Here is a 25,114-nt window from a genome sequence, read left to right on the forward strand (position 1 = left end):
CATGACTCTTCAACAATCCCGCCGGCTGCAAAGCCTGCTGCTCGGCACCCTGGCCTGGGCCATCGCGATCGTGATTTTCTTCCCGATCTTCTGGATGGTGATGACCAGTTTCAAAACCGAAATCGACGCGTTCGCCACGCCGCCGCAATTCATCTTCACGCCGACGCTGGAGAACTACCTGCACATCAATGAGCGCAGCGATTACTTCAGTTTCGCCTGGAACTCGGTGGTGATTTCTTTCAGTGCTACGGCCCTTTGTCTGCTGATCGCGGTGCCGGCGGCGTACTCGATGGCGTTCTACGAAACCCAGCGCACCAAAGGCACGCTGCTGTGGATGCTCTCGACCAAGATGCTGCCGCCGGTGGGCGTGCTGATGCCAATCTACTTGCTGGCGAAAAGCTTCGGCCTGCTCGACACGCGCATCGCACTGATCGTGATCTACACGCTGATCAACCTGCCGATCGTGGTGTGGATGGTTTACACCTACTTCAAGGACATCCCCAAAGACATCCTCGAAGCCGCCCGCCTCGACGGCGCCACGCTGTGGCAGGAAATGGTTCGCGTGCTGCTGCCGATCGCCAAGGGTGGCCTCGCCTCGACCGTGCTGCTTTCGCTGATCCTGTGCTGGAACGAGGCGTTCTGGTCGCTGAACCTGACCTCGTCGAAAGCCGCGCCACTGACCGCGCTGATCGCTTCGTATTCAAGCCCGGAAGGTTTGTTCTGGGCCAAGTTGTCGGCGGTCTCGACCCTGGCGTGTGCGCCGATCCTGATCTTCGGCTGGATCAGCCAGAAGCAACTGGTGCGCGGCCTCTCGTTCGGCGCCGTGAAATGAACATTGAAAAGCAAAAGATCGCAGCCTTCGGCAGCTCCTACATAAAGCATGCCGTCCTCCTGTAGGAGCTGCCGCAGGCTGCGATCTTTTGATCTTAAAAAAACAACAATGCGGAGGCCCATCATCATGGCCAACCTGAAAATCAAGAATCTGCAAAAAGGCTTCGAAGGTTTCTCCATCATCAAAGGCATCGACCTTGAAGTGAACGACAAGGAATTCGTGGTCTTCGTCGGCCCGTCGGGTTGCGGCAAATCCACCCTGCTGCGCCTGATCGCCGGTCTGGAAGAAGTCAGCGACGGCACCATCGAACTGGATGGCCGTGACATCACCGAAGTCAGCCCGGCCAAGCGCGATCTGGCGATGGTGTTCCAGACCTACGCGCTGTACCCGCACATGACCGTGAAAAAGAACATGTCGTTCGCCCTCGATCTGGCCGGCGTGCCGAAAGCCGAAGTCGAGAAGAAAGTCGGCGAAGCGGCGCGGATTCTCGAACTCGGGCCGATGCTTGAACGCAAGCCGAAGCAGCTCTCCGGTGGCCAGCGTCAGCGCGTTGCGATCGGTCGCGCCATCGTGCGTAATCCAAAAATCTTCCTCTTCGACGAACCGCTGTCCAACCTCGACGCCGCGCTGCGCGTGCAGATGCGCCTGGAACTGCTGCGCCTGCACAAAGACCTGCAAGCGACGATGATCTACGTGACCCACGATCAGGTCGAAGCGATGACCATGGCCGACAAAGTCGTGGTACTCAATGGCGGCAAGATCGAACAGGTCGGCTCGCCACTGGACCTGTATCACAACCCGGCGAACCTGTTCGTCGCGGGGTTCCTCGGCACGCCGAAAATGGGTTTCCTCAAAGGCAAGATTGCCCGCATCGATGGCCAGAGCTGCGAAGTCTCGCTGGATGCCGGCACGCGCATCACCCTGCCGTTCAACGCCGGCAATCTGAGTGTCGGCAGCGCCGTGACCCTCGGTATTCGCCCGGAGCATCTGGAGCTGGCGCAACCCGGCGATTGCAGCCTGCAAGTCACCGCCGACGTTAGCGAACGCTTGGGCAGCGACACCTTCTGCCACGTCACCACCAACGCTGGCGAAGCCCTGACCATGCGCGTGCGCGGGGATCTGGCCAGCCGTTACGGCGAACAACTGAGCCTGCACCTCGACGCGGCCCAGTGCCATTTATTCGATGCCGAAGGTGTCGCATTGACCCGTCCGCTGCGCGCTGCGGCCTGACTTCGAGAATTCCCGATGAAACTCAACCAACAGAATCTCCATCGTCTGGCCGCCGAAGTACAACTACCGGCGTACAGCCTCAGCGAGACCCGCCAGGGCATCGCCCACATCGGCGTCGGCGGCTTCCATCGCGCACATCAGGCGTATTACACCGATGCCCTGATGAACACCGGCGAAGCGCTCGACTGGGCGATTTGCGGCGTCGGCCTGCGCGCCGAAGACCGCCGCGCCCGCGACGATCTCAAGGAGCAGGATTACCTGTTCACGCTGTTCGAACTCGGCGACAGCGACGACACCGAAGTCCGCGTGATCGGCGCGATTCGCGACATGCTGCTGGCCGAGGACGGCGCTCAGGCATTGATCGACAAACTCGCCGATCCGCAAATCCGCATCGTCTCGCTGACCATCACCGAGGGCGGTTATTGCATCGACGACAGCAACGGCGAGTTCATGGCGCACTTGCCGCAAATTCAGCATGACCTTACCCATCCGAACGCACCGAAAACCGTATTCGGTTTCCTGTGTGCGGCCCTGGAAAAGCGCCGGGCGGCGGGCATTCCGGCATTTACCGTGATGTCCTGCGATAACCTGCCGCACAACGGCGCCGTGACCCGCAAGGCGCTGCTGGCCTTTGCCACGCTGCGTAACAGCAATCTGTGCAGCTGGATCGACGCCAACGTCAGTTTCCCCAACGCCATGGTCGACCGCATCACGCCGATGACCAGCACCGCGCATCGCCTGCAACTGGCCGATAAACACGGCGTCGACGATGCTTGGCCGGTGGTCTGCGAGCCGTTTGTGCAATGGGTGCTGGAGGATAAATTCGTCAATGGCCGCCCGGCGTGGGAAAAGGTCGGTGTGCAGTTCACCGACGATGTTTCGCCCTACGAAGAGATGAAAATCAAACTGCTCAACGGCAGCCACCTGGCGCTGACCTATCTGGGCTTTTTGAAGGGTTACCGGTTTGTTCACGAGACCATGAACGACCCGCTGTTCGTGCGCTACATGCGCGCTTATATGGATCTGGACGTGACCCCGCAACTGGCGCCGGTGCCCGGCATTGATCTGACGGATTACAAAAACACGCTGGTGGCGCGGTTTTCCAATCAGGCGATTGCCGATCAGTTGGAGCGAGTGTGTTCGGACGGCTCGTCGAAGTTTCCCAAGTTCACTATTCCTACCATCAACCGCTTGATTGCTGATGGGCAGGAGACTAAACGTGCGGCGTTGGTGGTGGCGGCGTGGGCGTTGTATTTGAAGGGGGTGGATGAGAATGGTGACACCTATTCGATTCCTGATCCGCGCGCGGCGTTTTGTCAGGCGTTGGTGGCGGACGATGCTTTAATCACTCAGCGGTTGTTGGCGGTCGAAGAGATTTTCGGCACGGCGATACCGCGTTCGGCGGAGTTTGTCGCGGCGTTTGAGTGGTGCTGCGACAGCTTGCGCGAAGAAGGTGTGACGCGGACGCTGGAAAAGATTCTCGCAGCCTGATCGTTCCCACGCTCTGCGTGGGAATGCAGCCCGGGACGCTCCGCGTCCCATCCAACAGCAGACGCAGAGCGTCCAATGAGGCATTCCCACGCAGAGCGTGGGAACGAGCGGTCCTGGAGTGCTAATGACAAAACAACAACTCTTCCTAGGCATCGACTGCGGCACCCAAGGCACCAAAGCCATCATCCTCGACGCCGCCAGCGGCCAAGTGCTCGGCCAGGGCGCCGCCGCCCACACGATGATCAGCGGCGCCAACGGTCGCCGCGAACAAGACCCCCAGCAATGGCTGGACGCCTTCGCCATCGCTACCCGCCAGGCATTGCTGGCGGCGAATGTCGACGGTCAGGCGATCCTCGGCATCGGCGTCTCCGGCCAGCAGCACGGTCTGGTCCTGCTCGATGATCAAGGTGAAGTGCTGCGCCCGGCCAAGCTCTGGTGCGACACCGAAACCAGCGCCGAAAACGAGCGTCTGCTCACTCATCTGGGCGGTGAAAAAGGCTCGCTGGAACGCCTCGGCGTGGTCATCGCGCCGGGCTACACGGTGTCGAAACTGCTCTGGACCAAAGAACAGCACCCCGTGGTGTTCTCACGCATCGCACGCACTCTGCTGCCCCACGACTACCTGAACTTCTGGCTCACCGGCCGCGCCTGCAGCGAATACGGCGACGCCTCCGGCACCGGCTATTTCAACGTGCGCACCCGCCAATGGGACTTGCAACTGCTGCGCGACATCGACGCCAGCGGACGCCTGCAAGCGGCGCTGCCTGAGCTGATCGATGCACATCAATCGGTCGGCACCCTCCTCCCGGCCATCGCCGAACACCTCGGCATCAACCCCAATGCGCTGGTCTCCAGCGGTGGCGGCGACAACATGATGGGCGCCATCGGCACCGGCAACATTCAGCCCGGCGCGATCACCATGAGCCTCGGTTCTTCCGGCACGGTGTGCGCCTATTCCGAGGTGCCGAAAGTCAGCCCGGACGCTTCGGTCGCGACGTTCTGCTCGTCCAGCGGCGGATGGTTGCCGCTGATCTGCACCATGAACCTGACCAACGCCACCGGCGCGATCCGCGAGCTGTTCGACCTCGACCTGCAACAGTTCAACGACCTCGTCGCGCAAGCCCCCATCGGTGCCGACGGCGTGAGCATGCTGCCGTTTCTCAACGGCGAACGCGTCCCCGCCTTGCCCCACGCCACCGGCAGCCTGCACGGCTTGACGCTGGACAACCTGACCCAGGCCAATCTGTGCCGCGCCGCCGTCGAAGGCACCACCTTCGGTTTGCGCTACGGGCTGGATTTGCTCCGCCAGAATGGTTTACAAAGCCGCAGCATTTGCCTGATCGGCGGCGGTTCGAAAAGTGCGGTGTGGCGGCAGATCGTCGCCGACATCATGAACACCCCGGTGATCTGTACCGAACAAAGTGAAGCCGCAGCCTTGGGCGCAGCGATTCAAGCGGCGTGGTGCAAATCCTGGTCGAACGGCCACGAAGACACCCTCGCCGATCTGTGCCAGCGCTGCGTGAAACTCGATTCAAGCAGTGAAACCCTGCCGATTGCCGCCAACGTCGCGGCGTTCCAGCAGGCCTATGAACGCTATCAACAGCATGTCGCAACCCTATAAAGAGCAAACAATTATGTATTTGGTGTGTGGCGAAGCCCTGTTTGATTTTTTCAGTGAAGACGACGCCAGCGGTCTGGCCTCGAAGGTAAATTTCAAGGCGATTGCTGGCGGCTCGCCGTTCAACGTCGCCGTCGGTTTGCGCCGTTTGGGCGTGGACTCGGCCTTGTTTGGCGGGCTGTCCACCGACTACCTCGGCCGCCGCTTGCAGCGAGTGCTGCAGGATGAAGGTGTGCGCCCGGACTATCTGGTGGATTTCGCCGCGCCGACCACACTGGCCATGGTCGCCGTCGGTGCCAATGGCTCGCCGCACTACAGCTTTCGCGGTGAAGGCTGCGCCGACCGGCAGCTGAGTCTGGCGCATCTGCCAGCGCTGGGTCCTGAGGTGCGCGGCTTGCACATTGGCTCGTTCTCGCTGGTGGTGCAACCGATCGGCGATACCTTGCTGACACTGGTACAGCGTGAAAGTGGCAAACGCCTGATCACCCTCGACCCGAACGTGCGCCTCAATCCCCAGCCGAATATCGACCTGTGGCGCGAACGCATCGCGACGCTGGTGCCACTGGCCGATCTGATCAAGGTCAGCGACGAAGACTTGAGCCTGCTCTACCCCGAACAGGACCCGCAACGGGTGATCGAAGGCTGGCTCGAACATCGCTGCCAGATCGTCTTCCTCACCCGGGGCGGCGATGGCGCTACTGTGTTCAGCCGCCAGCACGGCACATGGTCAGTCCCGGCAGCCTCGATAAAGATCGCCGACACCGTTGGCGCCGGTGACACCTTCCAGGCCGCGCTGATCACCTGGCTGACCGAGCACGGTCTGGATTCGGTTGAAGGCGTGCAGCAACTCGCTCGCGAGCAGATCGACGCCATGCTCAAGTTCGCCGTACAAGCGGCCGCGCTGACCTGCAGCAAGACCGGCCCGGATCTGCCCTATCGTCATCAATTGAGCTGAGCGCGTAAACTGTCGGCCTTTTTGCGCACGACGGGATAACGGCTTTTGAATTACAGGCAGACGCTTGGACTACTGACACTGGCAACGCTACTGAGCGGGTGCGGCACCTCGCCGCCCCGTTCGCCGGAAGACATCTGTGAAATCTTCCGCGAAAAAAGCGACTGGTACGACGCTGCGCAAGTCACGCAAAAACGCTGGGGCGTACCGATTCAGGTGCCCTTCGCGATCATGTATCAGGAATCCGGCTACCGCTATGACGCCAAGACTCCGCGCAAATACTTGCTCTGGGTAATCCCGTGGGGCCGCGTCTCAACCGCCTCGGGTTATGCGCAAGCCAAAGATGAAGTGTGGGCCGATTACCAGAAAAGCACCGGCCGCAGCGGCGCCGACCGCGAAGACTTCGACGACGCCATCGACTTTGTCGGCTGGTACATGGACAAGACCTATTCGATCAATGGCGTCTACAAGTACGACGCCTACAACCAATACCTCAACTACCACGAAGGCTGGGGCGGGTTCCGCAACAAGACTTACGCGAGCAAAGCCTGGCTGATGCCGACGGCGCGCAAAGTGCAGAACCGTTCGGATGTGTATGCGCGGCAATATGCCGGGTGCAAAGAGGATTTGAATCGGGGGTTCTGGAGCCGGTTCTGGCATTGGTTGTAGTAGTTCCGGGGTCCCGTGTAGGAGCTGCCGAAGGCTGCGATATTTTGATCTTGTTTTTAACAATCAACGTCAAAAGATCGCAGCCTGCGGCGCCTCCTGCATCGGCGACATTGATGGTGCTCTATACGAAAAAAACTCCCCTGCCTAGCTGTCAACTCTGACAGCTAGGCAGGGGAGTTTTTTGTTTGTCTACTGGATGCAGGAGAGCGCTGGCGATCCGTTATCACTCATGGAAGAAAAGCTTATGAAAGCGTTCGTGAAACCACTCATCATTGTCGCCTCATTGTTCCCCATGTTCGCACTGGTAAACAGCGTGCAAGCCAGCCAACCAGTACCTGTTGGTCCTGACACAGGAGAATGCCGGGCATCTGGCGTGGTGGAAACAACCCGAGCTTTGGGCTATTGCGTCGAGAACGGAGTGAAAAAGGCCTGGTTCAGAAATGCAAATCCGACCAAGCTGATTTACCTCAAACCTTTGCAGGCCAATCGGTCCTGCGACAGTAGCTTTCTGACACTGAACATCATGACAGGTACCTGTGATCAGCTTCTGGGACCTGTCTTGGGCAGGGTGCCAGTGTTCTGGCGCGTTGCCGTCCCCAACGAGGAGCCCAAACGCCTGCAACCCTTGGCGCTTGATACCGGAGCAGAACTACGCGCCGCGACGCTCTTTGGCAATGTGGCGGGCCAAAGTATTACCCTTTTGGGTAACACCGCCGTGGTGTGGCCTTTTGAAAAAAGAGGTGAACCGGTCCAGGTCTCGGTCCGAAATGACAATTGTCGGGTCGCCGCTATTGTTGATTCCAATGCCGATAGCTCGACCCTCGTGGCACTCAATTGTCCGCACCTGTTGGGAAACCCGAAAGCCACAATCGCCACGTTCAATGGCACAAAGTACGTCATGAAAGCGCTGAAACTCCCCCCAGCGGCGACGTATTGCGAGGTGGTCGGCATCAATAGCCAGAGTCAGGCTGCAGGCACTTGCCATTACGCCAACAACTTTACCGCTGCAACCTACTGGTCAGGACCTGATGCAGAGGCGAAAACACTGGTGTCCACCGAAAACTATCCGGTGGAAGTCGTACATTTCAATAACAACGGCTCCGCCATCGTTAAAGTCCTGCACTCACAGAACCATGAAATCCCGGCCTTCTGGCGCACTTCAACAGACGATGCAGACCCGCTGCCAACGCCGCAAAACTTCAATAACTGCCGTGTTGACGCCTTGGCCGTGAGTGTTGATACAGCCCTCATGACTTGCGCCTCCGAGGACCTCTCCATACCCAATACTGTCTTTACCTGGAGCCTGAATGGTGGCTTGAACAGTATTCAACCTGCTGCGGGAACTGACGAATACGTAGGAGAAGCAATATCAAGCTCGGCATTGGAAGCGGTCGGCTCGTTTCAGGCAGGCTCGAAAATCAGAGCCTTCATAAGCACACTGCCCTGACCTGTTATTGGGCCAGGGGAGCATCGCCTCTGGCCCTTTTACAACACCGAAAAGCTATAACTCACAATCAACCGGGTCTCATCCACATCCCGGGCAAACTTCTCATAGTTGGTCCGGTAAGTCGCATTCCTCAAACGCAGACTCACATCCTTGAACGTGCCCGTCTGAATCACATACTTCAACTCGCTGTCGCGCTCCCACTCCTTGCCTTCCTGATCACTGCCCAACACCTTGATGTGATCACCGTTCACATAACGGGTCAGGAAGCTCAAACCGTTAATGCCAATAGCCTTGAAGTCATAGTCATAACGCAACTGCCACGAGCGTTCCTGCGCTGCCGCGAAGTCGTTGACCTGCACATAGTTGACCAGATACGGATTGCTGCCATCGAGGTACGGCATCGAGTTGTCGCCGTTCATACGCTGCCAACCGGCGCTGAACGTGTGACCGCTGTGCGCATAGGACAACATGCCGCTCAACGCCCGGTTATCGATAGAACCGGCCTTGGCATCACCGCTATCGGCACTCTTCAGCACACGCAAATCCGCTTTAAGCACACCCCCAGCTAACGGTTGATTACCCAACAGCCCGACAAAGTGCTGACGATAAATGTCTTCCAGTTCGGCGTAGTGATACTGCGCAGTCAGGCGATCGTTGATCTTGTAATCGAAGCCGTACATGTCGAAATGATCGGCGGTGGTGTTGCAGGCGTAGCGCTTGTTCTTGCAGTGCACGCGGATATCTTGCGAATCGGTGGAATCCCGCGCGGTGTACTTGTCCAGGCGCGCGGCCATGAACGTCAAGTCTTTCAGCTCTTTAGAGGTGAGCATGGCGCCGTTGAACATGGTCGGTAGCAAACGACCGTCGTTGTATTTCAGCAACGGCAGATCCGGCAGCAGCGCGCCGTACTTCAGCACCGTGTCCGAAACCTTGACCTTGGCGGTTAGACCCATTTTCGCGTACTGGCCCTTCGATCCGCGCGGGTCGTTGCCGCTGGAAGGCAGCAAGCCGCTGTTGCTGCGGTCGGGGCTGGAATCGAGTTGAAAGCCGAGCATGCCCAGCGCATCGATACCAAAACCCACCGTGCCTTCGGTGTAGCCCGATTGCAGGTTGAGAATAAAGCCCTGTGCCGACTCTTCACGCTTGGAGGCGCCCTGATCGTTCGTGGTGTGCCCATCACGGAAATCGCGGTTGAAGTACACCGTGCGCGACTCGATTTTCGCCGTGGTGTCTTCAAGGAATCCGCTGGCCTGAACCTGTGCGGTAAAACCTGCGCACAGCACAAAGGCTCCGAAGCCAAACGACTGGCGCGGGGTGATGAGGGGAAATGGGGGACGCATGAAAAACTCCAACAATGCAGCGTTTGCGCAAGCGCGCAACAAGCCAGAAAAATAGCTCCCGTCCCGGGTCGAATTGAACCAGGAGAAAGTGAACACGCAGGGGTGAGCGGCAATGATGGCAGATGGCTTTGACGGGCTACAGGCGACTTTAGTCTGAATCTGACTGAGGATTCTTCAACGCCGGGTCGTGGGAAAAGTTGCCGGCAATGAACGCCAATTCGCAGCAAACACCCGGTTTCATTGGGCAAAACACCTCATCTAAGGGTTTTCCCTATACCGCAAACCTGCCAGACCTACGGCTTTTGTGCCTTGAACGAGGCCGCTGAATCCTCCATCATCCGTCACCTGCTTTTTCAACGGACGGAATTCAAGGCATGCTGGACGCCAACGCAACCCACATTACCCTCACGCTTGAAGGCGCCAACGCCGACCTGCAAGTCCTCAGCTTCACCGGTCGCGAAGCCCTCAACCAACCGTTCCGTTTCGACCTCGAACTCGTCAGCGCGCGCCCCGACCTCAAACTCGAAGAGCTGTTGCACAAGCCCGGCGTCCTGACTTTCGGCCCGACCGGCGAAGGCAAGATCCACGGTCTGGTCTATCGCATCGAGCAAGGCGACTCCGGCAAGACCCTGACCCGTTACAGCCTCAGCCTGGTGCCACAACTGGCCTACCTGCGGCACAACCACGATCAGCAGATTTTCCAGCAACTGACCGTGCCGAAGATCATCGCCCAGGTCCTGGAAGATCGCGGCATTCTTGCCGACGCCTACAGCTTCCAGCTCAACGCCGAATACCCGGAACGCGAGTACTGCGTGCAGTACGACGAATCCGACCTGCATTTCATCCAGCGCCTTTGCGAGGAAGAAGGCATTCACTTCCACTTCCAGCACAGCAGCAGCGGCCACAAACTGGTGTTCGGCGACGACCAGACCGTGTTCCGTAAGCTGAAACCGGTGAGCTACCAGCAAGACTCCGGCATGGCCGCCGACAAACCGGTGATCAAGCGTTTCAACCTGCGTCTGGAAACCCGCACCACCCGCGTCAGCCGCCGCGACTACGACTTCGAAAAACCGCAGATCCTCCCCGAAGGCACGGCGAAAAGCACCTTTGCCCCGGACCTCGAAGACTACGACTACCCCGGCCGCTTCACCACCCGCGAGCGCGGCAAGTTCCTTTCCACCCGCGCCCTCGAACGCCATCGCAGCGACTACAAACTCGCCGAAGGCAAAGGTGACGAACCGACGCTGACCAGTGGCCATTTCCTCACGCTCGCCGAACACCCGCGCGCCGAATGGAACGACCTGTGGCTGCTGCTGGAAGTCTTCCACGAAGGCAAACAACCGCAAGTCCTCGGCGAAAACGTCACCAGCGACGTCACCGACAACAAAAGCGATTTCCACCAGGGCTACCGCAACAGCTTCCTCGCCACCCCGTGGGATGCGCACTACCGCCCTGCCCTTGAACACCCGAAACCGAAAGTCCTCGGCAGCCAGACCGCCGTCGTCACCGGCCCTTCAGGCGAAGAAATCCACTGCGACCAGTACGGCCGCATCAAGGTGCAATTCCACTGGGACCGCGACGGTCAGTCCAACGACAAAACCACCTGCTGGATGCGCGTCGCCAGCGGCTGGGCCGGCGCCGCGTACGGCGGCATCGCCATCCCGCGCATCGGCATGGAAGTCCTCGTCACCTTCCTCGAAGGCGATCCCGACCAGCCACTGGTCACCGGTTGCCTGTACCACAAGGAAAACGTCGTCCCCTACGACCTGCCAGCAAACAAGACCCGCAGCACCTTCAAAACCCTGAGTTCACCGGGCGGCAAGGGCTACAACGAATTCCGTATCGAAGACAAAAAAGGCGTCGAGCAGATCTACATCCACGCCCAACGCGATTGGGACGAAAACATCGAGCACGACCAGAAAATCCGCGTCGGCAACGAACGGCACGACACCGTCGAAGCCAACACGCTGAGCGAATTCAAGGTTGAAGAACACCGCATCACCCATCTGGACCGCATCAGCGAAATGCGCGCCGACGAGCACCTGACCGTCGGCGTGACCCAGCACGTAAAAATCGGCACCGCTCAATTCGTCGAAGCCGGCAGCGAAATCCACTACCACGCCGGCGACAAGGTCGTGATAGACGCCGGCATGGAACTCACCGCCAAGGCTGGCGGCAGTTTCGTCAAGGTCGACGCCGGCGGCGTGACCATCAGCGGCGCAGAAGTGAATGTCAATACCGGCGGCGCGCCTGGCGTGGGCACCGGGATCGGGATTTTGGTGCCGTTGATTCCGGGGTTGGCAGCGGCAGACATCGCCGGAAGGCTGATGGAAAAAGCCAAGGCCAACCCGACGTGGCTTGAGTTGAATTTGCACTACGACAATCTGGAGCCAGTGCCGGGCGCGTCTTATCGCGTTGATTTTGCCGACGGTTCGACCCGTGAAGGCGTGCTGGACGATGACGGCTTCGCCCGGTTGGAAGACGTGCCGAAAGGACCGGCCAAAGTGTATTACGGCGAAGATCCGCGGCCGTTCAGCCGCGAAAGTGTCGCGGTGGTGCAGAACTCGGACGAAAAAGTTAACGAAGATTTACGCAAGCTCGGCCTGGACCCGAACCAGGTTGATTTACAAGCATTAGTGGAGAAAGCCGCAGGGAGGCTGACATGAGCGAGGCAGTAGCTGAGAGCGCAAACGACGGCGGCGAAGACCGTAGCGCCGCCTATCAAGAAGCCGCCGTTGAGCTGGCAAAAGGCATCGCGCTAGGCGCAGTGCCGTTTCTGGGGCAAGCCATCGATGCCTACGACACCATTGAATCCGCGATCGTCCTCTACAACGCAGAGTCGACCGATGGCAAGGAAGACGCACAGTTTGACCTGCTGATGGCCGTCATCGGCTGGATTCCAGGCCCCGGCGACGGCCTGAAAAAAAGCCTGCGCATCGTCAACAAAGACCCGCAGCGCTATGCCCCGGTACTGTTCGACCTGCTCCGCTTCGTCCTGCAAGAATGCGGAATCAAAACCAGCCCCGAAGAACTGCTCAAGCAGATATTCAACGCTGGCAAGCTACGCGGCGAACTCGATGAAATCATCACCGGCGTCAAAGGCTCCTCGACGTTCCAGAGCCTGCCCAACTGGGCAAAAACCTCCGTCGTCACCGTCCTCGCCTCCTCCCGCGACAACATGCCGGCCATGGTCGGGATCGTTGAAAAGCGACTGGTGAAATGGAAAGGCATGCAGCGCAACAGCTCAGCCGCCGGCTCTGGCTCCAGCCACCCGAAAAGAGCGGAAAAACCCGCCAACAAAGACTCGTCGGTTGCAGCGAAAGGCACCGATGGCGCCAGTGGCACCCACTCCAACCAGGTCGAAGCCTCGAAAATGGGCCTTCAGGCCCCTTCGAGCATTTTGAACGAAGGTTTGGGAGTGAGTGGCGAACACATTGCGGACTACATCTGTGCAGTGGAGTTTGGCTGGGGCAAGGATTGGGACGGGCATGACAAGGGTGCTGATGGGAAGTGGCTCGAGGGCGTGCCGAGTGGAAGCAAGATGGGCAAGCTTTCGGCAGGCGGGAGTCCTAAGGCGAAGCATGTGCTTTATAAATTGTCTGACGGCGCAAACGGAACGGGCATCGATGCTGTTTGGCGCGCCAACCCGGCCAACAATGGCGGCGAAAAGTTCGCCATTGTAGAAGCGAAGGCTAGCCGCGATGAAGATGCGCCGAAATTTATGCGCAAACCGAATAATACTCGCCAGCCTGGCGTTGCATCCAAGTTAGGGGTCTCGGGACTTACAGAACCGAACGAACTGATAGAGCCGATTGAGAACACGGAAGCCAATACCTCCAATGGAAACAAAGCAAAAGTAAGTAGTGGAAAAAATAAGACCACTACCACCAAGAATGAAAAACGCACCTCTAAAAAAACAAAAAGAATATTGGTTCAAATGAGTGATGAATGGATCGAGGACAATCTGGAAAAAGCAGTTTCTGGATTTTCATTGCACCTTCAAATTGCGGAATCTTACAGCAGGCACTTATTTTACACTCCGTTATATCACACTAGTTTAAGCCCAAAAGAACATGCCAGTGCGCGCCTTAACAACACAGACGAATCGTCCCACCAGAACCATAAAGCCTTCCATTACAGTGAAGCAGAAGTAAAAAGCTTCGTAAACAAACGGAAGAAATCCTTGATAAAAAAACATGGTGCATTAGATTCGCTTAAGCTTGAGGCATAAGAACATGATAAAGAGACAAAAATTTTTCAGTGAAGCTCATTACAATAACTTCTTGAAAGAACATGATGAAGCTAGTGAGCTTTTGAAGACAACCAAATTTAAGTCCGACACGCCTGAAGGTGAGGCGACACTTCGCTCAAGATTTGCTCAGCGCTTAGCACTTCGAAAGCTAATGGCCATGTATACAGCAGGCGAAGAAATATCCTCACTGGTTCCTCAACTTGAATATCTAGTTGAAAAATATGAGATCCGGCAGGCCGCACTAGCCGTATCTGAACAATCTCCTGAAATTTCACCACTCGCAATAGACGATTGGCCACACGAATATGAGGAGTGCGTGCAAGTTATAGGTCTTTGCATTCTATTACATCGCACAGACCTGCTTAAGCGCTTTGTTAAGTTGATAGATAATGCTGGTTATGCGGGCGATGATACACTGTACGAAGATTTACTCTGCAAAATATTACCCGGCAGAGCTGATGTAGACCAATGGTACCATGATGTTTATTCTCCATTAGTGCAAGCTACATATGCAAAAACAAAAGAAGAGGCCACAAGTTTTTTAAAAAAATATTGCAGCCAATGGTATCCGGCGTTTAAACAAGCTCCTTGGCATGATACTCACCTGCAAGGCGAAGAAGGAAATTATGTCGGATACTGGGCGTTCGAGGCAGGAGCTATCGCATTTTTATATGGGATAGATGACAGCAAAATTGATCACATGGTTTATCCAAAGGACTTGGTCGAATACGCCCGGAATTATAAGCCTGCTAATGAATACCAGGTTGCTCGCATAGATGCTGGTCAACCATGCAGTATGACTGGCTATTGGTTCACACCGGCACAAGCGAATTCAAGACGTCACTTCCTTCAAGGTGAAACCATGCCGAGTTTCAGTGACTCCAAATGGGGTGAAACTATTTGGTATTGGTCAGGCGAAGAATAAAATTGCTTCCTATTCGCTCAGAACTTGGCCAACAGTTCTGAGCGAACTACTCATGGCACACTATTACAACCCCTGCAATCCAAATAGTAAATACGCCTCCACATAACTCACCATACACTATAAACACGTTGCATCAGACTCGCTCAAGATGAGACTGGCTAACATGAAAATAAGACAAGCTTATTTTAGCGAAAACCATTATAAAAACTTCTTAAGAGAACACGACGAAGTAATCGAGTTCTTCAAGAGTAACAAATTCAAATCCGACACTGCCGAGGAAGAAGCGTCACTTCGCTCAGATTTTTTTCAGACTCTAGCTCTTGACAAGCTTCTTGCCAGCTATACCGCAGGGGAAAACATAGAGAAACTCGTCCCTCTGTTGGAGGATCTAATTGAAAAATACGAGATCCGTCAAAAAACTCTGGCCGAATATGAAAAATCATCCAAAATATCGCCATTGGCACTTGATGACTGGCCGGATCAGTACGAGGAAGCCGTTCAAGTTATCAGTCTCTGTATCTTGTTGCATCGAACTGACCTATTACCTCGCTTCGTAAAACTCATTGACCAAGCAGGGTATGCTGGTGATGACACTCTTTACGAAGACTTATTAAAGAAAGTTCTGCCAAACCGCCACAACGTCGATCGCTGGTATCACGACGTATATACACCACTTGTACAAGCCCTATACATTAACAATAAAGAAGAATCTTCAAAGCTTCTAAAGAAATATTGCCAACAATGGTACCCAGCCTTTAAACAGGCTCCTTGGCACGATACTCATTTACAAGGAGAGGATGGTAACTATGTCGGGTACTGGGCCATCGAAGCAGCAGCTATTGCATTTTTATATGGCATAGACGACAGCAAAATCGATCACATGGTTTATCCAAAGGACTTGGTCGAATACGCCAGAAATTATCAACTGCGCTCAGAAAATGAATAAACTCCAGAAGCTTTCAGAAAATGCTCCAGATTTATCGTTCGAGTTACCGGACGGAACCTCGGTGGTAAGACTCGGCTTGATCGTTACCTTGTACTTCAAGGACGGTTACACGTTGCAGTGCAAGCAGGCTGTCATGCAGTGTTTCGCGCGTTTCAAGGAAGAATTTGGTCAGCACCTGAAAGGACAGTTTGATCACCGCTACAAAAAACTAACTGATACGAGTTTCGATAAAAAAACTTCAAAAATCCTCAAGACGCCCCCAAACGAACAATACGAGTGGCATATCAGCAGTGCCGCTACAGCCAATGAGGCCGGCGAATATAGTTTATCTGCGTTAAATTCTTTTGAAGTACATGGTGATAAAAAACGCTCATTTCTGAAGATGACACTGCCATGGAGCATCTTGAAAGAGCCCGATGGGGCTACCCGTTATCGGGACTGGATAGGTTACTTGGCTAACCAAGTTAAAGCGGAACATGGATATGGCGGGCTTTCGAGTATTTTGCCCTTCGATTGCGATAGCTATATGCCCATGGAATTCCAACTGGCTCAGCGTTACACGGGGCTCGAAGTTGACTCTTTAGTGACCAATTTCAAACGAGAACTTCTCGACCATATTAAAGGAATCAATTGGTATACCGTTATCGGCAATCGATTCACGGCACGACTGGGCGGCATAAATGCTATAAGTCAATCGTTTAGCGGTCGCAACGATGTAGAAATTCTGAAATACCAATACGGCTTGGTGATTCGTGCCGGCGAACTACCGGATCTAGGCCCCATCGATGAACCATTACCGGCAGTGTATGTAGCGGTAAATCGCGTTTTTAAACCGTTGCGCATACCAACACCTAGTCAACTGCATACATATTCTCAGCATGAAAACTGTTTTGAAGAAGAAAGCACAATTCGTTGGTATGCACGGTTCGACCAAACCGATCCCCCTTCGAACTAACCATAATGAAAAGACAAAATTTTTATAGCGAAAATCATTACAATATCTTTCTGAAGGCATCTGACGATGCTATAAATTTTTACCGCACTAGAACATTTAAATCTGATTCTTCCGAAGAAGAAGAAATGCTTCGCTCTAGATTTTTCAAAGACTCTCTCTGGATAAGCTTTTAGCGACTTACACAGCAGGAGAAGCAGTCCCCTCGCTCACTCCGATACTTGAAGATCTAGTTTCCAAGTATGAAGAGAGGCAAGGGAAACTGGCACAATACGAAATGAATCCTAACATATCACCATTAGCGATTAGTGATTACCCCTATCAATATGAAGAATGCGTTCAAGTCATTGGGTTTTGCATTTTATTACATCGCACGGATCTGCTTCAGCGTTTTGTATCTTTGATCGATAATGCCGGTTACGAAGGCACCGATACACTTTATGAAGATTTGCTTTGCAAAGTTCTACCTGGCAGACACGATATAGATCAGTGGTATCACGACGTGTACTCACCGCTGGTCCAGGCGATTTATTCGGAAACAGCGGAAGATGCCTCTGCTCATCTTGAACGGTATTGCCGTGAGTGGTATGCAGCTTTCGAGCATGCTCCTTGGCACGACACACATCATCAAGGAGAGGACGGTAGCTATGTAGGCTATTGGGCTATCGAAGCGGGCGCTATCGCTTTTTTGTATAGCATCGATGACAGCAAAATCGATCATATGGCTTATCCAAAAGACCTCGTCGAATACGCTAGGAATTATCAACCTTCCAATAAATCTTAGCTTGCTCGTATAAATGCTGGTCAACCAGCAACCATTAATGGTTATTTGTTCACGGTAGTCCATAAAAAATTACGCCGATATTTTAGAAGGTGACATCTTATCCTACATCATGTACTCCCACTGAGGCAGCTCGCTGGCATTGATCGAAAGAGAAAGCTGTCCTACTACTTCGACAAAACCGACTAACACGGATTTGGCAAAAAATGGATATCAGACAGAAGTTCTTCAGCGATTATCAATATAGTAAATTTTTGAAAGAGCATGACGAAGTCATTGAGTTCTTCAAAACAAACAACTTCCAGTCTGACTCGCAGGAAGAAGAAGCGTCGCTGCGTGCAACATTTTTTAAGCAACTCGCGCTGGATAGAGTTTTTGCCGCGTACACAGCCGGAGAAAACATCGACTCCCTAAAGCCATTACTTGAAGACCTAATAGCGAAATACGAGATAAGGCAAGCGACACTTGCCATATATCAAAAGACACCAGATATTTCACCGCTAGCGATAAGTGATTGGCCTGATGAATATGAAGAATGCGTTCAAGTTATAGGACTATGCATACTCTTACATCGCATCGACCTACTTGAACGGTTTGTAAAACTAATAGACCAAGCTGGTTACGCCGGGGATGACACCTTATACGAGGATCTCCTCTCAAAGATACTTCCGAATCGACACGATGTGGATCAATGGTTTCACGATATTTATTCATCTCTAATACAGGCTATATACGCAGACAGCGAAGAGCAAGCAGCGAAACTTCTGAGAAAATACTGTAGCAAATGGTACCCCGCTTTTAAGCAGGCCCCATGGCATGACTTGCACTTACAGGGCGAAGATGGCAATTACGTGGGGTATTGGGCTATAGAAGCAGGAGCTATCGCATTTTTATATGGAATAGATGACGGCAAAATCGATCATATGGTTTATCCAAAGGACCTAGTCGAATACGCCAGAAATCATCAACTTTCTAATAAGCCAGGAGCGCTCGTTTAGATGCTGGCCTACCCAGTAGTCATGACAGGAAATTGGTTTACGCCGGCGCAAGCCGACTAAAGCAAGCGGAGGTGTAGAGACGTGAAAAAGAGACAAAAATTCTTCAGCGAGACTCATTACAAGAACTTCCTGAGGGAGCACGACGAAGTTATAGATTTCTTGAAAACAAACACCTTTGAGTCAGACTCCCCTGAGGAAGAGGCAGCACTTCGCTCTCGGCATTTGCAAAAACTCGCGCTTGACCGGCTTTTGGCGGCTTATACTGCGGGCGAAGAGATCACTTCACTACCTCCCCTCTTAAGTGACTTGATCGAGAAGTACGAGACCAGACAAGCAAAACTTGCAATATTCGAAAACACTCCTGAAATATCACCACTTGCGATTGATGACTGGCCCTACCTATATGAAGAGTGCGTACAAGTTATAGGCTTCTGTATATTACTGCATCGTACCGACCTTCTTAAGCGCTTTGTAAAACTAATGGACGATGCGGGCTATGTCGGCAGTGATACTTTATTTGAAGACCTGCTAATTAAATTATTACCCGACAGAAAAGATGTGGACCAATGGTTTCACGATATCTATACCCCTTTAGTTCAGGCTATCTACGCAGAAAGCAAAGAGGAAGCATCCTCTCGCCTAGAGCAATACTGCTGCCAATGGTATTCAGCATTTGAACAAGCCCCATGGCACGACTTACATCTGCAGGGAGAAAATGGAAACTACGTCGGTTACTGGGCTATAGAGGCTGGAGCAATTGCATTTCTATACGGTATAGACGACAGCAAAATCGATCACATGGTCTACCCCAAAGATCTGGTCGAATACGCTCGCAGCCAGCAACCACAATGAGCTTTTCGAATCCAGCCACCCACCACTCAGCCTGCCCTCTTTCGACGGCAGGCTTTTTTGAGCGGTGAACTCAAGCAGGCGCTTTCCAGTTCAACATTTGCTGCTGCGCGACCTGGAGCAAGTCATTGCCATCCTGCGTCAGCAGGTAAAGCGCATGGGTAATGTGTGGAATGTCTTGCACGTCGGCGTGCTTGAAGCACAGGCAATGCAGGGTTTCGAGCAGGTCGGCGGCGGCGCGGATGCGCTGGACGGCGGCTTCGAGGATGTCTTTCGGGTTGGCTTGGGTGTCGATGAGCAGTGTCGGAGTTTCGGTGACGTTGCTGCTGAGGGGGAGATAGCGGTTTTGTAGCAGTTTGATTATTGGCATATTGATTACTCGATTGTTTCAAAAGTAACCGCCGACACCGTGACCAAACGGTGGGAGGCGGACCGTGTACAGGCTTGGTCAACCGAGAACAATCAACTCAGCTCGCCCGAAGGCGTCCCGCACACGGCCGCCACAGCTATGCACTTCACGGTCAAAGAACTCCGCGGTGCAAATGATGGCACATATGCAATCGATTATTCCCGGGTGACCAAACCCGAACCACTGATTTTGCAGCGGCAACCGACAATAACTGCCCCGCTCCAGCCGCCGAAAGCAGACAAGGCACCAGCCTTTGTAGGAATTCGCCAAACCTTCCTGAGAAAACCGCCGCACTCCCTGACAGCCGGCGTTCAGCTCGGTTAACCATCTCTTAACGCCGTGGTCAAAAACTCTACTGAACCGCACGCCCTCAGCCATTCTGGCTGTTGCCCAGTGCGGCAGGTTCGGGTGCATCACGCCGAACGCTAGAACCGCCACTCGGGAGTCCTTTCATGAACATTCGTCCTTTATTGCTCACTGCCGCCCTCGCCTGCACCGCGTTTGCCGGGCTGGTCCAGGCCAATGACACTTCCGCCACGTCCAAAGCCGTGCCGTATGAGTACGGTATGCCGCTGCATGTGGCCAAAGTGGTGTCGTTGACCGAGCCGCCAACGCAACTGTGCAAAGTGGTTACGGCCGACATGAAGTACATCGATAACGCCGGTAAGCCTGAGGAAATCAGTTATCGGAAATTGTCTGACGCGTGCAACTTCCAGAACTGACAGAAACGTCTGATTTGCGGGTTTGCGGTAGGCGTGGGGAGTTTCGGCGGTTATGCTCGGAGCCCTCCTCACTGCCGCAAGGATTCGCCATGCAGTTGTCGTTTCGCTCGTTGTCGGGCTTCACGTGTTCGTTGTGTTTTTTGCTGGCGCTGGCCTGGGGCGTTTTCCCGCAGAGCCTGCTGGCGATCTGGAGCATCGAGTATTCCGACGCTGCAGGGTTTGTCGCGCGGCGCAGTGCGGTGCTGTTTGCGGCGTTGGGGGTGATGTTTTATCTGGTGCGCAACGCACCGCCGTCGCTGGGGCGCAATGCGCTGAGCAACGGGTTTATCGTCGGTTGTTTTGGTTTGGCGGCGCTGGGTTTTGCGGAATGGCTGAACGGCCATGCCGGCCCCGGGATTTTGCTCGCGGTGCTGGTCGAGTTCGCGCTGGGCCTTGGTTTTGTGCAGGCCCGGCGCGTGACGGTCGAACTGGGTGAAACGGTGCGTTAAACGACTCTGGAGCGTGGGCTGTAGTGATGTTGCACAGTTTGCTGGTTCAGATCCGAGCGCAGCCCGGCGATCAGTTCGTTGATTTCACGACAGCCATTGAGGTGGCTGGCGTCGATGCCACTGACCAACAGATCGACTTGATCGGTCTGGTGATCGCCGAAAACCTTGACGGTCATCGACAAGTCCGGCGACAGCGTGCACTGGCAGCGTTTCGGCAGAAAACTGCTTTCAATGATATTGCGTAGTTCCAAGGCAGACAGAAACATGGCGAAACCCTCTCCTTACTGTGAGATGCCAATCAAGTATTCACGCTGACCGTTGCTGCCCCTGCACGGGTGTGTCCCCGCTGTTTCCCTGGTGCGACAAGCGGTGGTACTGCGAAATGCCCATTGGAGTGTAGGCGCCCAAGGCCGGTGCGCCGCACTGAAAAGACGCATAAAGCGTGCCTTTCATCGGTTCATTTTCACCCTCATGAAATCAAGCACTTGGCGGCGGCGCCAGTATTTGGCTACTTGCAATTTGCAAGAATGGCCTCGGCGGGTACTGCAATTTGCAACTCGACGCTGGTTTGCAATCACGGCCCATGACGGTAAGAATGCCCGTTATCCACCCTACACCCGCACGGAGGCTTCCATGGGTTCTTTACGCGTTTACGCGACCACCGGGCTGTTCATCGCCAGCCTGTCCACCCTCGCCCACGCCGCCAAGCTTGAAGACGTCGCGCCGTACCCGAAGGCTGAAGCCGGGTTCACCCGCCAGGTTATTCATTTGCCCAAGCAAGAGCAGGAAGAAAACTTCCAGGTGGAAATCCTCGCCGGCAAAACCCTTGAAGTGGACTGCAATCGCCAGCGTTTGGGCGGTGTTCTCGATGAGAAGAATCTTGAAGGCTGGGGTTATCCGTTCTATCGACTGGAAAAGGTCATCGGCCCGATGAGCACGATGATGGCCTGCCCGCCCGGCAGCCAGAAGAAACGCGCCTTCGTGCCGGTCGTTGGTGACGGTTTCATGCTGCGGTACAACAGCAAGTTGCCGGTCGTGGTGTATGCGCCGTCGGACGTCGAAGTGCGTTATCGCATCTGGTCGGCGTCGGAAAAAGTCGGTACAGCCCTGCAGGAATAATCAGAACAAGGAGTGCGTTGCTTGATTACCTGCCACGTCCGATACGTCATTGATCCGTACCAACTGCCTGAGTTCGAGGCCTACGCCAAGGCCTGGCTCGGCATCGTCGAGCGCTTGGGCGGCACGCATCACGGCTACTTTCTGCCGTCCGAAGGCGCGAGCAACATCGCTTATTGCCTGTTCAGTTTTCCGTCACTGGCGGATTACGAAAGCTATCGGCACATCGCGATGACTGACCCGGAAAGCACCGCACTGGTCGCCAGTCTGGTCGAGAAAAAGTTCATCGTCAGCTACGAGCGCAGCTTCCTGCGCCCGTTGCTGCCGTAAGCCGCTTCACGCCGAGACGCTGCAGACTGCGGCGCGCTCGGCGACATGGCGCAGGCTGTCGAAGTTGATATTCGCGCCCGAGTCGATCGCCACGAATGTCTGCTCGCGCACCCCGGTCCGCGCGACGTATTGCTTGATCCCCGCCACGGCCAGCGCGCCGGAAGGTTCGGTGATCGAGCGGGTATCGTCGTAGATATTCTTGATCGCTGCGCAGAGGTCGTCGTTGCTGACGGTGATCACCTCGTCGACGCAAAAGCGGCAGACCTCAAACCCGAACGCGCCGATCTGCGCTACCGCCACGCCATCGGCGAACGTCCCCACAGTGGGCAGCACGACGCGTTGATCAGCTTCGAGCGCAGCCTTCAGGCACGCTGAATGTTCCGATTCAACCCCGATGATCCGCACTTCCGGGCGCAGGTATTTGACGTAGGCCGCGATGCCGGCGATCAGACCGCCACCACCTACCGGGATAAAAATCGCATCCAGCGAACCTTGATGCTGGCGGAGGATTTCCATCGCCACGGTGCCCTGCCCGGCGATCACCTCCGGGTCATCGAACGGTGACACGAAGGTGCGTCCGCTCTGTTCTGCCAGTTGCAGCGCATGCGCCAGGGCGAACGGGAAACTCTCGCCATGCAGCAGCGCTTCAGCGCCACGACTGCGCACACCGAGCACTTTCAGTTCCGGCGTTGTCGCTGGCATGACGATGGTCGCCGCAATCCCCAGCTCGCGTGCTGCCAATGCCACTCCTTGCGCGTGATTGCCGGCCGAGGCGGTGATTACCCCGCGCGCCTTTTGCTCTTCACTGAGCTGCACCAGTTTGTTGTAGGCGCCACGGATCTTGAAAGAGAACGTCGGTTGCAGGTCTTCGCGCTTGAGCAGAATCCGGTTGCCCAGCACCTCCGACAGCGCCGGTGCCGCTTGCAAAGGCGTGCGCACCGCGAGGTCGTACACTGGCGCGGCGAGGATCTTTTTCACGTAGTGCTCAAGCAGGGTTTGCTGATCGTATGTGTAACTCATGAACATCTCCTTGGCAGAATTTCACACGGTCCCTGTAGGAACTGCCGAAGGCTGCGATCTTTTGACTTTGGTTTTTCTAAATCAAAAACAAGATCAAAAGATCGTCCGATCGCGGCCCGAGCCTTCGGCAGCTCCTACATGAGCCACACTTCAAAAACCCCGGAGACAGAAAGTAAAAACCCGCCTCTAGGGCGGGTTGGGTGCTGCAGTCGTGAGCTAGCCCGCCAAATGAGGAATGGCGGTAATAATCATTGGCTGGCAGCGCGATACAGTCGAAGTCATGGGCTGGAAATTAGCCTGTGCGCTATTGCCGAGTCAATGGCCAATTTTGCGCGGCAGCGTTAGTCTGGCGACTCTCTCATCACACCACGGAAGGAATGCATGATGTCGATCGCCCTGCCCCTCGCGGCTTTGCTCGCGTTTAGCGGTTACACCGTTTCGGTGATGCTCCAGGCTGAACAGTCGTTGATCGACTTTGGCATCAGCCTGATGTCGCGGCCCGATACCGCGCAGGTGGTGATTGATCTGTATCTGCTGGCCACGCTGGCGGGCGTGTGGATGGTCAAGGATGCCCGGTCGCGTGGGCAGTCGACTTGGTCGGTGCTGCCTTATTTGTTGTTGACGGCGGTTTTCGTATCGATCGGGCCGTTGTTGTATCTGGTGGTGCGTGGGGTTCGCGAACGGCGCAAGGCGGTGGCAAAGTGCAGCCAGATACTATGAACACCTGAAAACCCTGTAGGAGTGAGCCTGCTCGCGATAGCGGAGTGTCAGCCAAAAATGAGGTAACTGACACTCCGCTATCGCGAGCAGGCTCACTCCTACACTGGAATGTCGTGGCATTCAGCCCTTTTTTACGGCGACGAACGCCGCCGTTTCATACGGCACCGTCACCACATCCCTGCCACGCAGTTCCGGCTCTGTGGCGATTAACGCACGAATCTGTTCATCAACCTTCGCCCGCTGCGCCTCCGGCAGCGCGGCGATGAAACTGGTCGAGCGCACCCGATTGAGAATCACGTCTTCCGGCGAGCCGGTATGGCCATGGTGAAACCGCTCGATCTGCAGAGGCGCGAATGCCGGGTGCGGAAACGCTTCGCGCCAGGCACCGGTGTAATAGCGCGGCGTGTCCCCTTCCAGTGCGTTGACGATGGCATCCAGTTTCGGCACCCAACTGACGTCGGTGTCGCGCAGGTTCCAGATCAACCCCAACTTGCCACCGGGCTTGAGCACCCGGGCGATTTCGCTCAGCGCCTCGGCACTGGCAAACCAGTGAAACGCTTGCGCGCAAATCACCGCATCGACTGAAGCGTCCGGCAACGGCAGATCGGTCGCGGTGCCGCTTACGGTCAGCACATCGGGCCAGGCGTCAGACAGCTTTTCCAGCATCTGCGCCACCGGTTCTACGGCGATCACTTGCGCGCCGGTCGCTACCAGACGCCCGGTGAATTTTCCGGTGCCGGCGCCCAGATCGATCACGGTTTTATGCCTGTCCAGACCCAGCGTTACATTCAGCCACTCAGTCACCTGCGGCGGATAGTCCGGCCGCCCTTTCACATAGGTGTCGGCGGCGGTTTTGTAGCCGGCAGCGGCTGAGTGATGGACGTGATCGGTCATGGCAACGCTCCTTACGACAAAACATCGGATCGACGGCAGACGCTGACGAGCATAGCGCTTGAATTTACGCTGAACTTGAACAGTCACTGATAAAGCAATGAATAAAAATTCACCCTGTGGTGTTCAAAGTGAA

General features: G+C 55.2%; 24 protein-coding genes and 1 pseudogene. 20 read left to right on the forward strand and 5 right to left on the reverse strand.

What is annotated here, in order from left to right:
* Position 1: 1 nt before the first annotated feature.
* From J0G10_RS16680 to J0G10_RS16710, 7 genes are all read left to right on the forward strand, one after another.
* Complete coding sequence (locus J0G10_RS16680; protein ID WP_034154211.1) at positions 2 to 832, forward strand: carbohydrate ABC transporter permease; 831 nt, start codon at positions 2 to 4, stop codon at positions 830 to 832.
* 126 nt (positions 833 to 958) lie between these two features.
* Positions 959 to 2,062 (forward strand): ABC transporter ATP-binding protein, encoded by a 1,104-nt coding sequence (locus J0G10_RS16685; RefSeq protein ID WP_095050861.1) that lies wholly within the window; start codon positions 959 to 961, stop codon positions 2,060 to 2,062.
* Positions 2,063 to 2,077: 15 nt separating this feature from the next.
* Positions 2,078 to 3,553 (forward strand): mannitol dehydrogenase family protein, encoded by a 1,476-nt coding sequence (locus J0G10_RS16690; protein WP_220556268.1) that lies wholly within the window; start codon positions 2,078 to 2,080, stop codon positions 3,551 to 3,553.
* 124 nt (positions 3,554 to 3,677) lie between these two features.
* On the forward strand, positions 3,678 to 5,174 hold the full coding sequence (gene xylB / locus J0G10_RS16695; RefSeq protein ID WP_220556269.1) for a xylulokinase: 1,497 nt from the start codon (positions 3,678 to 3,680) through the stop codon (positions 5,172 to 5,174).
* A 13-nt stretch (positions 5,175 to 5,187) separates the two neighbouring features.
* Positions 5,188 to 6,126 carry a carbohydrate kinase family protein gene (locus J0G10_RS16700; RefSeq protein ID WP_220556270.1) on the forward strand — a complete coding sequence of 313 codons (939 nt, stop codon included), beginning with the start codon at positions 5,188 to 5,190 and terminating at the stop codon, positions 6,124 to 6,126.
* A gap of 45 nt (positions 6,127 to 6,171) precedes the next feature.
* A complete protein-coding gene (locus J0G10_RS16705; protein WP_007912129.1) occupies positions 6,172 to 6,792 on the forward strand; it encodes a transglycosylase SLT domain-containing protein in 621 nt (206 codons plus the stop codon).
* Positions 6,793 to 6,973: 181 nt separating this feature from the next.
* Entirely contained in the window at positions 6,974 to 8,239 is a 1,266-nt protein-coding gene (locus J0G10_RS16710; protein ID WP_220556271.1) for a hypothetical protein, read from the forward strand.
* Positions 8,240 to 8,277: 38 nt separating this feature from the next.
* On the opposite strand, the gene J0G10_RS16715 is transcribed toward J0G10_RS16710, so the two are convergent.
* Positions 8,278 to 9,579 (reverse strand): OprD family porin, encoded by a 1,302-nt coding sequence (locus J0G10_RS16715; protein ID WP_220556272.1) that lies wholly within the window; start codon positions 9,577 to 9,579, stop codon positions 8,278 to 8,280.
* A 374-nt stretch (positions 9,580 to 9,953) separates the two neighbouring features.
* On the opposite strand from J0G10_RS16715, the gene J0G10_RS16720 reads away from it, so the two are divergent.
* The 8 genes from J0G10_RS16720 to J0G10_RS16755 all read left to right on the forward strand — a co-directional run bounded on the left by J0G10_RS16720 (position 9,954) and on the right by J0G10_RS16755 (position 19,285).
* The gene (locus J0G10_RS16720) at positions 9,954 to 12,245 is read left to right on the forward strand and encodes a type VI secretion system Vgr family protein (RefSeq protein ID WP_220556273.1); all 2,292 of its coding nucleotides are present in this window, start codon (positions 9,954 to 9,956) and stop codon (positions 12,243 to 12,245) included.
* Positions 12,242 to 13,810, forward strand: a complete 1,569-nt coding sequence (locus J0G10_RS16725; protein ID WP_220556274.1) for a hypothetical protein — start codon at positions 12,242 to 12,244, stop codon at positions 13,808 to 13,810. The genes J0G10_RS16720 and J0G10_RS16725 overlap by 4 nt, the downstream gene beginning before the upstream one ends.
* 4 nt (positions 13,811 to 13,814) lie before the next feature.
* On the forward strand, positions 13,815 to 14,756 hold the full coding sequence (locus J0G10_RS16730) for a PoNe immunity protein domain-containing protein (protein ID WP_220556275.1): 942 nt from the start codon (positions 13,815 to 13,817) through the stop codon (positions 14,754 to 14,756).
* 163 nt (positions 14,757 to 14,919) lie between these two features.
* On the forward strand, positions 14,920 to 15,702 hold the full coding sequence (locus J0G10_RS16735) for a PoNe immunity protein domain-containing protein (protein WP_220556276.1): 783 nt from the start codon (positions 14,920 to 14,922) through the stop codon (positions 15,700 to 15,702).
* Positions 15,695 to 16,657, forward strand: coding sequence for a type VI immunity family protein (locus tag J0G10_RS16740; RefSeq protein WP_220556277.1), 963 nt, complete (start codon positions 15,695 to 15,697; stop codon positions 16,655 to 16,657). The genes J0G10_RS16735 and J0G10_RS16740 overlap by 8 nt, the downstream gene beginning before the upstream one ends.
* Before the next feature lie 274 nt (positions 16,658 to 16,931).
* On the forward strand, positions 16,932 to 17,438 hold the full coding sequence (locus J0G10_RS16745; RefSeq protein WP_245397984.1) for a PoNe immunity protein domain-containing protein: 507 nt from the start codon (positions 16,932 to 16,934) through the stop codon (positions 17,436 to 17,438).
* A gap of 203 nt (positions 17,439 to 17,641) precedes the next feature.
* Complete coding sequence (locus J0G10_RS16750) at positions 17,642 to 18,433, forward strand: PoNe immunity protein domain-containing protein (protein ID WP_220556278.1); 792 nt, start codon at positions 17,642 to 17,644, stop codon at positions 18,431 to 18,433.
* Positions 18,434 to 18,514: 81 nt separating this feature from the next.
* Complete coding sequence (locus J0G10_RS16755; RefSeq protein ID WP_220556279.1) at positions 18,515 to 19,285, forward strand: PoNe immunity protein domain-containing protein; 771 nt, start codon at positions 18,515 to 18,517, stop codon at positions 19,283 to 19,285.
* Positions 19,286 to 19,355: 70 nt separating this feature from the next.
* Here the strand turns inward: J0G10_RS16755 and J0G10_RS16760 are convergent, their stop codons facing one another.
* Positions 19,356 to 19,652, reverse strand: a complete 297-nt coding sequence (locus tag J0G10_RS16760; RefSeq protein ID WP_038368500.1) for a hypothetical protein — start codon at positions 19,650 to 19,652, stop codon at positions 19,356 to 19,358.
* Positions 19,653 to 20,143: 491 nt separating this feature from the next.
* Between J0G10_RS16760 and J0G10_RS16765 the strand changes: the two genes are divergently transcribed.
* Positions 20,144 to 20,413 carry a DUF2790 domain-containing protein gene (locus J0G10_RS16765; protein ID WP_220556280.1) on the forward strand — a complete coding sequence of 90 codons (270 nt, stop codon included), beginning with the start codon at positions 20,144 to 20,146 and terminating at the stop codon, positions 20,411 to 20,413.
* Between the two features lie 89 nt (positions 20,414 to 20,502).
* The gene (locus J0G10_RS16770; protein WP_220556281.1) at positions 20,503 to 20,901 is read left to right on the forward strand and encodes a hypothetical protein; all 399 of its coding nucleotides are present in this window, start codon (positions 20,503 to 20,505) and stop codon (positions 20,899 to 20,901) included.
* On the opposite strand, the gene J0G10_RS16775 is transcribed toward J0G10_RS16770, so the two are convergent.
* Positions 20,898 to 21,167, reverse strand: a complete 270-nt coding sequence (locus tag J0G10_RS16775; RefSeq protein WP_007912157.1) for a DUF1652 domain-containing protein — start codon at positions 21,165 to 21,167, stop codon at positions 20,898 to 20,900. The genes J0G10_RS16770 and J0G10_RS16775 overlap by 4 nt on opposite strands.
* Positions 21,168 to 21,534: 367 nt before the next feature.
* Between J0G10_RS16775 and eco the strand changes: the two genes are divergently transcribed.
* Positions 21,535 to 22,020 carry a serine protease inhibitor ecotin gene (gene eco, locus J0G10_RS16780; RefSeq protein ID WP_095050876.1) on the forward strand — a complete coding sequence of 162 codons (486 nt, stop codon included), beginning with the start codon at positions 21,535 to 21,537 and terminating at the stop codon, positions 22,018 to 22,020.
* Between the two features lie 21 nt (positions 22,021 to 22,041).
* Positions 22,042 to 22,347: an NIPSNAP family protein gene (locus J0G10_RS16785; protein ID WP_064362707.1), complete on the forward strand. Its 306-nt coding sequence runs from the start codon at positions 22,042 to 22,044 to the stop codon at positions 22,345 to 22,347.
* A gap of 30 nt (positions 22,348 to 22,377) precedes the next feature.
* Here the strand turns inward: J0G10_RS16785 and ilvA are convergent.
* Positions 22,378 to 23,373: pseudogene (gene ilvA, locus J0G10_RS16790) on the reverse strand (threonine ammonia-lyase, biosynthetic); the annotation flags it as partial.
* 375 nt (positions 23,374 to 23,748) lie between these two features.
* Here ilvA and J0G10_RS16795 point away from each other — a divergent pair.
* Positions 23,749 to 24,087, forward strand: coding sequence for a DUF2834 domain-containing protein (locus J0G10_RS16795; protein WP_220556283.1), 339 nt, complete (start codon positions 23,749 to 23,751; stop codon positions 24,085 to 24,087).
* A 120-nt stretch (positions 24,088 to 24,207) separates the two neighbouring features.
* Here J0G10_RS16795 and J0G10_RS16800 read toward each other — a convergent pair whose 3' ends face one another.
* Positions 24,208 to 24,981 carry a class I SAM-dependent methyltransferase gene (locus tag J0G10_RS16800; RefSeq protein ID WP_220556284.1) on the reverse strand — a complete coding sequence of 258 codons (774 nt, stop codon included), beginning with the start codon at positions 24,979 to 24,981 and terminating at the stop codon, positions 24,208 to 24,210.
* Positions 24,982 to 25,114: the final 133 nt, after the last annotated feature.

Source organism: Pseudomonas germanica, from assembly GCF_019614655.1.
GTDB lineage: Bacteria > Pseudomonadota > Gammaproteobacteria > Pseudomonadales > Pseudomonadaceae > Aquipseudomonas > Aquipseudomonas neuropathica.